The following is a 13,369-nucleotide window of genomic DNA, read 5'->3' as shown; positions in this document are numbered from 1 at the left end:
GAGCAGCGCCGCGGCGGTCTGCTCCCTGTCTTGGTTGAAATATCGTTCCCCGATAGTTGAAGAACGGTCTGAACTCTCTTTGTGCTTGTAATTTGATTTCACTTTTCTTAATTCATAACTTATGGACGCTTTTTTAAATCTTTAATAATTTTCAACCAGTCCTTATAATTTTCCGACTCTTCCCAAAGTTCTTTTAGCTCAGAGTCTTTTTTATCTTTTTGATAGCTTTCTTTGCTATAGGTAACAAACTCTTTCCATGGCCTTTGTGCAGCTCAATCCATTCATTAAGTCCCTCAACATAAATCGAATCATTCTTTAATTCCTCACCTGGTTTACCTTGTATTGCAGCAAGAACTTCAATTGCTCCTATTGCACTTGAAGCTATATCTACTTCTATATAATCATCTTCTTCAATTATTGATTCTAAGGTTTCTTTGATAAAATCAAGTCCTTCAGATTCAAGGAGTTCTTCCTTCCAATCCAGTACATCATCATTCTCAAATATACCAGTTCCCCACGCTCCCATATATGACACACTCCAGTAAAATTTATCAGCAATTTGGTAATTGGAAATATTCGCTAGGCTCATTAAGTTATCCCCCCGTTAGAATTCCTGTAAAACGAATAATTTGGAGTTTGAACAAAAACGAGCGCCTCTGTACGATGGGGTTACGCACGAGGTCAAAAGCCTCAAAAAGCCCATCAGGAGGTCGCTCTACTATGAAGTTTAAGGCACAAGACAAGCAAAATCAACTCATTGAAAACATTACCGTTCATCACTTAGTCATTGGCGTAGATATCGCCCAGGAAGCCCATGTAGCTCGCGCCGTTAGCTTTCGAGGAATTGCTTTAGGAATGCCTCTAGAATTCGGTAACCATCGTGAAGGATTCGATCTTTTTAAACGCTGGATCCAAGATCTACTCAAATCCTACAAACTTAGCAGCGTCATTGTTGGCATGGAGCCCACTGGTCACTACTGGTTTAGTCTTGCGCGCTGGCTCCTCGATCAAGACATTGAACCCGTCCTAGTGAATCCTCATCTCGTCAAAAAGAACAAGGAAAATCGGGATAACACACCGTCTAAGAGTGATCATAAGGATGCACTAGTCATTGCAGACATGGTCAAAAACGGGTATTACTCACCTGTTCGTTTCCATAACGAAGACTACGAGGAACTGCGAATTCTAATGGCAAATCGAGAGACGGTTACTAAACGCCTCAACGCTGCGGTTAATCAGATTCATCGCTGGGTAGATATTGTATTTCCTGAACTTCGCCAGGTCTTTAAAATCCTTACTTGCACAAGTGCAATCGCAACACTAAGGCTATTTCCTTTACCGACAGAAATTAGTCAGTTAAGCACGGAACAAGTTCTTACTGGTTGGAAGCAGTATCTAAAGCGTCATGCTGGTGTCAAACGTGCTGAGCTGCTCATCTCTCTCGCAAAAACCAGTGTGGGCACCACTCAAGCACTTCATGCTTACAAGCTCCATCTTGAGCAATTAATTGAAGAATATGACCTAGCTCAGCGTCAACTAGAACAAATTGAGCATGAGGTTCGGACCATACTTGAACGCATTCCCTATGCACAAAAACTCCTTGAAATACGAGGTATTTATGTAACAAATCTAGCTGGTATACTCGGCGAAGCTGGCGATCTAAGTGGTTATGCGCATAGTAATGCCTTACTACGTCATGCTGGGTTAAATCTTGCTGAGGCTAGCTCAGGCAAATGGCGAGGAAAGATGGTACTAAGTAAACGAGGTCGTCCACGCTTACGTCATTTTCTTTATCTCATGACAATGAGTATGGTCATGACAAATCCGGAAATTCGCGCGCTACATCGTTACAATGTTGAGGAAAAGAAGATCAAGAAGATGAAATCCATTATGAAATTAATCGGTAAAGTAGCACGAATGCTTATCGGATTGACTAAAAGCAACATTATTTATGAACCGACTAAGGTATTCCCACAAGCAGCGTAAAAACTTAACGATCCTCACCAGCTCAAGTATTCGCAGGATGACAAGAAGCACGGAGTATCGGGATACGTTAAACAAAAGGGCTCAGACCCGTTCCGTTAGAAAGACCGACCTCCACCTCCTAGTTAAGATGTGACGAAGGAATGAAAGGGCTATGACCCGTTGAGACATGGGAGTGAGAATCTCTAGGGCGAAGTGGAGACGTGCGTATCATGGAACAATATGGGTGATTCTCATTCACCTTTATTTCCGCATGCCCAGTTCCCCATCTCACAACCACCGGCTCCCCAAACATCCTTCTCTTTAACCTGACTACAGGATGAAATCCTGCGAATTCATGAGTCTGAGTAAGGAAACTGAATCATTTCGAGGGAGCTTAATAAATCGTGCATTTTTGGGGATCTCGGGGCTGTATAGAAGTTCTTATCCTAATACGGCTTTGTATAGAAGTTGTTGTCGTCCGACAACATTTCTAAAATGATATTACATCATAGTGAAATTCAATATATGTCTACGTTATCCTGTCTGTTAGCATGGATAGCGGCAGCAGATCGCGACAGGCTGCCGCAGCTTTTTCATTTATGATCGTGTCTCGTTAGTGTAACTGCTACTTCACGATACATTAAATTTAGTCCTTCAATTCAATACGATTTCTAACGTTCCCTGTTAGAGCGTAACAAGGTAACCGTTTATTGATGACTTTCTCTGTTAGGGGATTAGGTAAAAAATCTTTATCTCGCTAACAAGACCTTCTTTTACTTCAAATTGTAAGTAATCAACTCGCTCATAATTGATGACATATGCACAATTATTCGGGTCCGTTCTTCCGTCAAGAGCTATATTTATATCAGGATAAGAATTCTTTACTTTTTCAAGCTTATCTCCTATTTCAATACCCTTAGATGTTTTGTAGTCTTTTTTTGTGACCACCATTTCCAGTATCCAAAAATCCTTACCATTTTCTTTAGGAGACATAAGTTTTATTTGAAGTCCATCATAATTCATTGTTTTAATAAATGACCCTTTGTGCGTATCCGCCTCATTCCCCAGTACTTCAATATTCTGCGAAGTTGGTTCTCCTAATATTTTTTGCAAATCAACTGTGTTATCCCAGTCTTTAAGAGTGATATTTTTTTTATTAATAGTTAATGAATAATTATTGGTGAGGTTACTTTCGGGGAGTGTCTTATCCTGCCACATGTTAATCTGAGTTACCATTCCATTATTGATGGAAAATTGAATGGAATATTGCCCGTCAGCTGACTTTTGGATGTACGAATCTCCTGTAGTAATATCAGGATACGCTTTTAAAACGTCTTCAGTAGAACTTCCTATTGAAATACCACGTGGTGTCTTGCCTTTGAAAGGAGGTGTTACTGTTGCTTGCCATATTGGTCCATCAAAATCTATATAGATTCCTTGTTCCTTAAAAATCCAGTACGGTGTACCTAATCCATGCGAAACCGTTTTTTCACTTGGTTGGCCATATGATTTAACCACATCATCAATTGATCCTCCGATTCGTATTCCTTCGATACTGAGATCAGTTGCAGAAAGATTTTGTTGAAGTGATTTCTCAATTGATGTTGACGGTGCTTCTGTAGAAGCGATTGGCGCAGCCTCGTTATCAGGATCGACGCGACCATTCGTGCTATTCATGCAACTTGTTAATAGAAGAACTGCCGCAATTAAAGACATTATTACTTTCATGCGAAACCATCCCCTTATTATCTTGGTTAATCTGTAAACGCAAATACCCTGGTAAATGTTTCTAATGCTACTTTTCGATATCCGAAAAAACATACAAAAAAACCGCAATTTTTGCGGCTTACAATGTTACTATGTTCTGTTCATCTGAATTACTAAATTCTTGAGTAAACCCATCGTGATTGAACAGCTTTATCATTAAGAGTCCCTCGCAAATATGCTCGACTAGCCTCCTTCTTCTTTTGACCTCGATCCGATCAAGTAACCGATAATTGTCGATTCAACAGGAAGTACCACGAGCGTCCACATTTCCTTTAAACCGAAGTCGGGCGAACGATATTGGTCGGGGATCAACGTATAGACCAGCGCGATGATAAGCACACCGAGCGTGATCGTACCGACGATATACAGGCGCACGTTCTCACCTGAACCAAAGAATTTACCAAGAAAGCCGAGCTCCGCTTTGCGCTTATCGTTCTCCGCGTTCGCAGCGATGATCTTACTTGCTACCTTCGGATCCTGAATTTCGATTTTGTTCATACCGGCACGACCCCCTCTCCCGCAAAGAAAGTAAAGGCCAACGCCCAGGACGTCGCATCGTAATTTATAGTCACTTCATAACGCAAAGATAGTTTGCGGTTGTTCAACACGCCGAGCTGAATCATATCTTGATTACCGATTGGCTTGCCTCTCGGAAAATTAACGCAAGCGATGCGGACTTCATTGTAACGAACCAGCTGAATATTCGTCATGAAGTCGTCTCGTTCCGATTCGTGTTCAATACAAAACACGAATGTCAGCGGATCACTCTCTTCCGACAATACAATTTCGATCGGATTCATTCCATAGGCCAGTACACGGCCGTGATACACTGCTTCATATCCGCCGGACTTAATTTTCATCATTTACACCTCCGTGGTAAGTTGTCATCGAACAAGCTCTTTATTACAGTGTACGAGCAGGTGTTCGAATTCATGTCTATCGATCGATGGCCGCGGCAGGAATATTGTCTTGACTCTTCTACAGCGCGCTCCGTATGCTCAAAAAGCTCGTTCAGAGCTGCCAGTTGTTTCTAAGTAGGCAGCCAGAAGTTGAAAGTCGAATTTGCGGTCCAACCGTTCATATTGACAAGAACTTGATAACATAAAACAAAAAAGCCGCAGTTTATGCGACTCTCAATGATACCATGTTCTTGTCACCCGACAGCCTTCTTGATCTGTCGGACGACAAGTAAAAAAACCTTGAACGGCACGAAGCCGATCAAGGTCGAAAAGGCCGCAAGTATGCGGCCTTTTTGGTACATCAAACGTTGTGAATGCAGGTATATACACGGTCCCTGCAAACGAGCTATAAAGTCAGTTCGACCACATGCTCCAATTGGTCGTCCTCCAGCGTGATAAACGGACTTTCGCCCATAAGATTCATGCTGAGCTCGGTCTCTTTACCATCGATCCTTAATGCCGTGCAGCCGCCGGATTTGTGCGACGGATTGCGGACGATGATTCGATAGGCCGTGCGCTTGTACGTATACGTAACGGTAAATTCCGGCCATTCCGCGGGGATGCAAGGTTGGATCAGAAGCTTTTGTCCCCTTTTCTTTAGCCCTAATATCCACTCGATTCCCGCTTGGTACATCCAGCCAGCAGCACCGGTGTACCACGTCCAACCCGCATGTCCGCGATGCGGATGTTCCGTATAGACGTCAGCCGCCATGGCGTAAGGCTCCCCGACATAAGTGCGGGCGTCAAACGAGGATTTTGTGTGCGTGATCGGGTTGAACATATGGAATAACTCGAAAGCCTTGTCCCCATCCCCGAGTATGCTCCATGCTACAATGCTCCAGATGACACCATGCGTATATTGTCCTCCATTCTCTCGTATGCCTGGCGGATAGGCTTGGATATAGCCCGGGCTAGGCTTTGTCTTGTCAAATGGAGGCGTCAAAATATGCGCGACTGCAAGATGTCTATCGACCAGCTCCCTGTCGAAGGAGTGCATCGCCTGCTGCGCGCGTTCCTTCGGCGCCATCCCGGATATGACCGACCAGGATTGGGCAATAGCGTCAATGCGGCATTCCGCATTGCGGACGGATCCAAGCCATTCTCCGGCGTCGGTGAACGCGCGTCGGTACCAATTTCCGTCCCAAGCTTCCTGCATGTCATTCTCCAGCTTGCTTCTCGCGCTCAGGTAACGCTCCGCGTGACTCCGCTCGCCATACCGCTCGCAGATTTCGGCAATGCCGCTCAGAACTTCGCCAAGGAACCAGCCCAGCCACACGCTCTCGCCGCGCCCTTGCGGACCGATATTGCTCATACCGTCGTTCCAATCACCGATTCCCATGAGCGGCAATCCGTGTTCGCCGAAGCGAAGCGCCCGATCAATCGCGCGGAAGCAGTGTTCGAGTATCGTCCCGTTCTCCTCCGACAGAACCGTCTCTTCGTAGCGTTCGTGCTCGTCTTCCTTCAGGAGCTCACTCTGCAGGAAAGGAGCAATTTCGGTTAAAATGCTCGTATCCTCTGTATGCTCCAAATAACGGACAACAGCATATGGCAGCCAGAGCAGATCATCCGAAAATCTCGTGCGGATACCGCGGTGCGTCTCTTCGTGCCACCAATGCTGCACATCCCCTTCACGGTACTGGTGCGAGGCATGGCGAATGATCTGCGCCCTTGTCATTTCCGGCCGGGCATGCAGCATGGACAACGAATCCTGAAGCTGATCCCGGAATCCGAAGGCGCCTCCCGATTGATAAAATGCCGTGCGTGCCCACATCCGACAGGACAACGACTGATAGAGCAGCCAGTTGTTCAGCATAATATCCATTTCGGCCGAAGGCGTAGCAACCTGGATCGTGCCGTTTATGTCTTTCCAGAAGGCGCGCGCATCCCGATAAGCCTTTTCGCAGGCGTCCGCTTCGCTGTACTTTCGGGCCAGCTGGGTCGCGGCATCTCGGGAATCGCCGCAGCCGAGCAGGATATAGACGACGCCACCCTCGCCGGGTTCGAGCGATACGATGCCCTGAATCGCTCCGCAGGCATCATGGACCGGTCCCGTCTCTCTCGAAAGACGCATTTTGCGCATTGCGGCCGGATCTTCCAAGTCGCCTTCCCGTCCGATGAATGACAGCCGGCTTCCCGTCCAGGACGGGCCGGACTCTAATGCCCGCGGATGCATGGCAAGGAATGGCGTCGCTTTTCGGAACGTGTCCTGATAGGTGTTTCGTGCAAGCAGTATATGATGTTCTGGATCCCATTCCGTAACGATATTGGAGGCATTCTCTTCGCGATTCACGCCAATAACCCACTCGGCGTAGTACGTCACGGACAGTTTCCGTACGTCGCTCGTTTCATTCGTCAAGCGCAGCCGGATGATCTTGACGGGATCGTCCAGAGGGACAAACACCGTCATCTCATGCGTTAGACCATGACTCTCATGCTCGTAGCGCGAGTAGCCTTGTCCATGCGACACGGTGTACACCGTCTTGGATTCCGCTTTCCGGGATGGCGTCATCCCCCAATATTCACCGCTCGATTCATCCCGTATATAAACAGCTTCGCCAGGCGGATCCAGGGCGGGATCGTTGGACCATGGCGTTAGCTTGCATTCACGGCTGTTGTTCCACCAGGTCTGCCCGGTGTACAGCTCCGAAGCCAGGAAGCCGAAATTCTGGTTTGCAATTACGTTGATCCAAGGAGCGGGCAGATGCTGTCCGCTGCGCAATACGATCCGGTACTCGTCACCACCCGTCGAGAAGGCTCCGTATCCGTTAAAGAACAGACCCGCGCCTTCGTCCCGCGATGGCTTGTCGGAATAAAGGTTCTGCGGCGAAGTCGGCACCAGCTCGGGTAATTGCCCGGTGCTTCCCGACTCGCGAGGCAGGAGCTGGGCTCTCAGACTTGGTCCTTCCGCATGCAGCAGCAGCCGCGCTGCGGCAAACAACAGATTCTTGTCCTCTTGGGATTGCTCGGTTGCCGCGACGATATGAACGCCGGCGCCATTGTTAAGGTTATGGACGTGCTGCTCGATCATCCGCTGCAGCGAATCGCGAAGCTCCTGCTGATAACCGCCGGAGGACTCGTTCCAAATTACGAGATCGAAGCTAAGCCCCTTCCGGCGCAAATATTCATAACCGACCAGGAGTTTATTCATGAACGGCAGGCTCGACGTTTCGGCCACGCTCACCAATATGATCGGCCTGTCGCCGGAGACGCCATGCGCCCACAAGCCAGGCTGCCCTTTCGTATTCACGGAGATGCTTGCCTCCTGCTCTGGACGAAGCGGAGATGCGAACAGGACCCGACCGGCCAGCAACTGGTAAGCGGACGCCTCCTGTTCACCGATGCGTAAATGCTGCAGATCGATTTGGCTTCGCGTCCATGTCATTTGGAAGGTACGTTCTGCCTGCGAGGCGGACGACAGCTGCGAAACGATTTCAAGCGCCTGTTTTTTGCTCTCGGCTGCTCCGGTTACGGCTGTCAGGCTGATCTGCTTGCCAGGTTCAACATGCACTCGCTTACGCATGATAAAAGCCGGATCGGCAACGGCTCCGAAGGTGCCGCCTAGCCGGGCAGCCAGTCCGCGCGGATTGGCAAGCGTATGTCCTCTGCCGATAAAGGCTGCGCGGTCCGTCTCGAATTCTGCTGCTCCTTGATCCTCGTCAACTCGTAGCGTGTGAAAAGCCCATAGAGCTTTCTCGTCATCATTACGAGGGCGTTTGCGGGCTAGCAGGCACTGCTCCTCCGAAGCAAACTCCGTTTGAACGAAAAGCTTGGTAAAGGAGGGATGAGCCTTGTCCGCGTTGTGCGCGGCCATGGCTAATTCCATGTACGTCGTTATTTCGACAATTCGGGCCTCCTGCGTCGCGTTGGTCAACGTCAACCGGCGCAGCTCCGCATTATGCTCGGTCGATACGGTCACCTCGAGTTTCGTCTGCAGCCCGTCATCCTCGCGGAGGAACGTCGTCCGCTCCTTGCGAAACTGAACGCTCGCGCGATCCGCCTGCTTGCGGCATGGCAAATAGGTCGGGGACCAGCAAACATTCTTCTCCACGTCCCGAATATAGATGTAGCTGCCCCAAGGATCCATCACCGGATCTTCCCGCCAGCGCGTCAAATCCAGCCCGTTATATCGGATGAAGCCGCTGCCGGTTTCCGTCAGGACCGTCGTTAACGAACCGTTCCCATGCACGTTCGCCTCAGGCAAAGGCGCGGGCACCTCCGCGAATTCTCGCAGCGGGTCGTTCTGCGGCAACTTGGTTTCGCCTCCGCTTCGCGACCTGCCAGACAGCTCCCGATAGAGAAGCGCCGCCTTCTGCGGAATCCGCTCGATCAGCAGCAGCTCGGCGGCCTGAACGCGCTTATCCGCATGAAAATAGTTGATCATGCAAGACGGCACCAGCATGTTGGCCAGCGTAAGCAGGCTCATGCCTTGGTGATGCGCCATGAAACTGCGGATAATCTTGTAGGTTTCCCCCTGTGGCATACGCTGAGCGGTGAAATCGACCGCTTCGTAATAGCCGTATTGTCCTCGCCCTCCGAGCTGATCCAAACGCTCCAAATTTTGAAGGCCTTCGCGCAGCGCGAACGGAAGCGCCATAATCGTGGCATAAGGGGCGATGACCGTGTCTTCCTCAAGCCCGCGCTTGAACCCCAGCCCCGGCACGCCAAAGGCGCGATATTGGTAATTCAGCTGATAGTCGTACGCATAATAACCTGATTCCGAGATGCCAAAGGGCACGTTGCGTCCTGCGGCGTATGCGATCTGACGCCGCACGACGCCGCGGTAGGTACTGTCCCAGACCGTACCCGGATAGGTTCGCATAATCAGCCAAGGCATCATGTATTCAAACATCGTGCCGGACCAAGAGATCAAGGTCGCGTGCCCGCCTTGCTGCTTGGCCGTGCGGCCAAGCGCCATCCAATGGGAGACCGAAATTTGACCAAGCGCAATGGCAACGAAGCTTGTTTGCCTTGCTTCCGATGCGAGCAAGTCGTAGAGAATCGTTTCCCGTTGACCCGAATCGGCATGGTAGCCGAGCACAAACAGCTTGGCCTTGTCGTCATAGAGCTGTCGGAAATCGGTTGAGACGATCAGCCGTTCCAAGCGGTCGACAAGCTCATAACCCTGACCAATCCAACCGGTCGTTGCATGCATCGGCTCATCTTGCTTCACATTTGATTCTCGTCGCGCTTCGTAAAGTTCCTCCGGATGAATGCGATCCAGTTCGATGGCAAACTCCGTGCCAACGGCCGCTAATGGAGCTTGCTCGCGCCGCCGGGAACCTTTGCCCCATCCGTCCGTCTGAAGCCAGCGAATCAGACCTTGCTTAACCGTCATCAGACTGGCCACGAAGTTGCCGGAATCCACCGTCGAGACATAAGCCGGACGAAGCAGCTCCAGTGTTGAAGTGTCGTACCAATTGTACAAATGGCCGTTCCACTTCTCCATCCGTTCGATCACGCCGACCGTTCGCTCGAGCCGTTCCACCAGCATCGGCGTTGTGATGAATTCCAACTCTCTCGCGGCTAGGGCCGCCGTCAGGAGAAACCCGATATTGGTTGGCGACGTTCGGTGCGCAACGCCGTTCGGGGGCTCGATTTGCACGTTGTCCGGCGGAAGATAGTGATCCTCTTTCCCCGCATAGTCCTCGTAGAACTGCCAAATTTCCTTCGCCAAGGTGCGCAGCTGCTCCGCGTCAGCGGCTTCAAGCGGCCGCTCCGCTTTGAGAACGGGTTGATCAAGCCAGCGTACTGCAACCGGAGCAAGCGCCCAGAAGAGGCAAAGGGCAAGTCCGAAACACAGAAGCGGGATGCTCGGCTGCAGGACAACCGCGGCCGCGAATAGCAAGATTAACAAGTAGCCCCCCCTGCCGCCAAGAATCAAGCGGCGCCGTGCCTCAGCTTGACTTCGTTCCGTCTGCGAGAAGCTGGTCCATTCCAGCATCCCGCGCTTGCTGACGGCCATGCGGTATAGCGTCTTGACTATGGCGTCCAGCAACACGGCTGTCTGAAACGGAAGCGTCCAGAATCCGATGCCGGCCATTACCAGTGTCGACAGCACATGCTTTGAATGCGCACCTGCCGAATTCATGATGGCTAGCTGCCGGATTAAGGGCAGCAGCAGAGTGAGGAACAAGAACGCAAGCCAGCGTGCCGGATAGCCGGGCAAAACGGTCACGGCCAGCCCGAACAGCACGAGCATCGCGATAGGCAGCAAGCTGCGCCGCAGGTTGTCGATAATCTGCCACCTCGTGAGCAGAGACAGATCGATCGGTTGCAGCTCTCCGCGCCGGTTACAAAGCTTGGTGCGGAGCCAGCACAGGAGCTGCCAGTCACCTCGAACCCATCGATGCATCCGTTTCTGGAAAGATAGAAAGGTGGACGGGTGCTCTTCGATTAACTCAATGTCTGACACGAGAGCCGCCCGCAGAAATCCGCCTTCGAGTAAATCATGGCTAAGCACGGTATTATCCGGAATGCGCTCGCCAAGCAAATGAGCGAATACGTTGACGTCGAAAATTCCTTTACCCGTAAAGATGCCGGTACCGAACGCGTCTTGGAACGGATCGGAGACCGTAAACGCATAAGGATCGATGCCCGGATCGGACCAGAAATGAGCAAGCCGCGAACGCATGGCCGAATCGTGGCTGGTGCCGATACGGGGCTGCAGGACGCCATACCCTTCCACTACCCTAGTGCCCGCCTTGTTTAAGCGAGGTCGGTTGTAGGGAAAATGCAGCGTTCCGATCAGCCGCTGCGCGCTTCCGATCGGAAGCTGGGTGTCGGCATCCAAGGTAATGATGTAGCGAATACCGGGCAGGACCTTACGGTCGCCGTGCGTTACCGCATAGCTGGTATCTTCGCTGCCGCGTAACAAATTCACGAACTCGACCAGCTTTCCCCGTTTTCGCTCCCAGCCCATGAACTTGCCTTCGCCGGGATTCCACAGTCTGGCTCGTTGGTAGTAATGAAAGGTTGTGCCGCTCTCCCCATACATGCGGTTTAAGCGGTCGATACGGGTTTTGACCGCGGCGACAAGAATCTCGTCCGAGGGAAGGCTTTCTTCTTTCGCGTCGGTGAAATCGCCGAGCAACGCGTAATGAATATTCGGGTCCCGATTGCCTAAATAGTGGATCTCGAGCCGATCGGCAAGCTCGTCCACTTCTTGGACCGTCGACCATATAGCCGGTATGACGACCATAGTCGCAGCTTCCTCCGCAATCCCGCTCGAATAGTCGAACCGCAACAGCGGTTTGGCCCGGCAGATTCGCTCAATCCCAAAGTTTAGGCCAGTCATAACCCACTCGCTTACCGGGAACAGAAGAGCTAGGAATACCGCTGCAATGCCTGCTGTCGTTATGGTATTCCAATCGACGACCCAAGCCGCCACGACGACCAGCAGCAGTATGAACAGTGCCAGCAGAGAAGAAAAATAGTTCATGGGCGCGCTTCTAGCTAAGCCTTTGAGAGGCATTGTCCGTGGCTTACTGCACTTATTCAACGCTTGAACCAGGCTTTTTACGCCTGCCGGCTCAAAGACGTAATATGCAGCAAAAGCTTGGCGCATTAGCGCTTCTTGCGGATGCTCTTGTTCCGTAGTTTTGTTCTCTATTCGTATCGGATTCGCGGAGCCGTGTTCATAGGCATGCTTTGCAAGCGCGAGCGATTGCGAAGCGACGAGACTTTCCGGTACTCGCAGGCGTCTGGCCATTTCCTCGATCCGATTTAAGATTTCATTCCTGCTGGATGTATCCAGGCGAGGGTAAAGGCCCGTCACATCCTCGCGCATGGTGCGATCGAGCAGACTGATCGCCTCGAACAGTTCATCCCAGTTCCTGCGTTCGTTGCTGCGCAGGCTCGTAATGAGGTTGCCTGCTTTTACCTGATAGGTGACTTGGAGCTTGGCTTCGTACGTGACGATTCGGTCAAGATCGTCCGAGCCGTTCTCGTACGTGCAAACGAGCCATTCGCGTACGGCATCCGAATCGCCCGACCATTCCCTCAGATGGCTTATGAGATGCGCGGCCCATGGACCGGACAACGGCGGGATCTGACCTGCTTGCTCAAGTGCCGTACCGATCGTTTCGGTGCTTAGTCTGGCCGGTTCTATCTGCTTTAACAGCTGCTCAACCTGACTGCATACTTCCCGCCTGTCCCGGACCAATGCCATGGTTTCAGCGATCTTCCCGATAAGAGAAACTTTGAGCATGATTGGAATCAACCGGGTCTCGGCCAGCGTCAGTACGGATATTTCCTGATAAGCGCCAAGGAAAGCTAGCAGCGTCCTCTCGTCCAGGATGCCTTCCACTTGTTCCAGATATGCCAAACAAAGCGCGTGGATACGCAATCGTTCTTCTCCCCGCAGTTGGGGCAGATGGATAAGCACTGACTCGGACAAATGCATCTTCAGGTTCAGCACTTGTTCCTCGATAAACTCCGCATTGTCTAGCAGCCATTCTTCGGCTTGCTGACCGCAGCCGACTGGCGCATCCTGCAGCAAAGCGACGAAAGCTCGGATACTAGCGATGTCGGTTTCGACTTGTCTTTTTATATAACTTGACCGACCGGCCGCGGACTTGAGCTGTTGCTGAAGCGCCAGCTCGTGCGCGCGCTCTCTGAGTTGTTCATTTGTGGCAGACATGAATGGTTCCTCCGGAAGAAATAGGTTAGAATTCAGCAAA

General features: G+C 50.8%; 6 protein-coding genes. 1 reads left to right on the top strand and 5 read right to left on the bottom strand.

Annotated features, from left to right (window positions below; translation table 11 throughout):
* Nucleotides 1-193 precede the first annotated feature (193 nt).
* Nucleotides 194-589, bottom strand: a complete 396-nt coding sequence (locus ACR9FF_RS16145; RefSeq protein ID WP_435162978.1) for a DUF4259 domain-containing protein — start codon at nucleotides 587-589, stop codon at nucleotides 194-196.
* A 131-nt stretch (nucleotides 590-720) separates the two neighbouring features.
* Here ACR9FF_RS16145 and ACR9FF_RS16140 point away from each other — a divergent pair, with 131 nt between their 5' ends.
* Nucleotides 721-1,986 (top strand): IS110 family transposase, encoded by a 1,266-nt coding sequence (locus tag ACR9FF_RS16140; protein ID WP_435162976.1) that lies wholly within the window; start codon nucleotides 721-723, stop codon nucleotides 1,984-1,986.
* A gap of 705 nt (nucleotides 1,987-2,691) precedes the next feature.
* Here the strand turns inward: ACR9FF_RS16140 and ACR9FF_RS16135 are convergent.
* The 4 genes from ACR9FF_RS16135 to ACR9FF_RS16120 all read right to left on the bottom strand — a co-directional run bounded on the left by ACR9FF_RS16135 (nucleotide 2,692) and on the right by ACR9FF_RS16120 (nucleotide 13,329).
* Nucleotides 2,692-3,693, bottom strand: coding sequence for a hypothetical protein (locus tag ACR9FF_RS16135; protein WP_435162974.1), 1,002 nt, complete (start codon nucleotides 3,691-3,693; stop codon nucleotides 2,692-2,694).
* A 222-nt stretch (nucleotides 3,694-3,915) separates the two neighbouring features.
* Entirely contained in the window at nucleotides 3,916-4,230 is a 315-nt protein-coding gene (locus tag ACR9FF_RS16130) for a hypothetical protein (protein ID WP_201005905.1), read from the bottom strand.
* Nucleotides 4,227-4,595 carry a DUF6864 domain-containing function gene (locus ACR9FF_RS16125; RefSeq protein ID WP_127495108.1) on the bottom strand — a complete coding sequence of 123 codons (369 nt, stop codon included), beginning with the start codon at nucleotides 4,593-4,595 and terminating at the stop codon, nucleotides 4,227-4,229. The genes ACR9FF_RS16130 and ACR9FF_RS16125 overlap by 4 nt, the downstream gene beginning before the upstream one ends.
* Nucleotides 4,596-5,037: 442 nt before the next feature.
* Entirely contained in the window at nucleotides 5,038-13,329 is an 8,292-nt protein-coding gene (locus ACR9FF_RS16120) for a GH36-type glycosyl hydrolase domain-containing protein (protein ID WP_435162972.1), read from the bottom strand.
* Nucleotides 13,330-13,369 lie beyond the last annotated feature (40 nt).

Source organism: Paenibacillus glycanilyticus (genome assembly GCF_051200795.1).
GTDB lineage: Bacteria > Bacillota > Bacilli > Paenibacillales > Paenibacillaceae > Pristimantibacillus > Pristimantibacillus glycanilyticus.
This window is presented reverse-complemented; position numbering and strand designations above follow the sequence as displayed.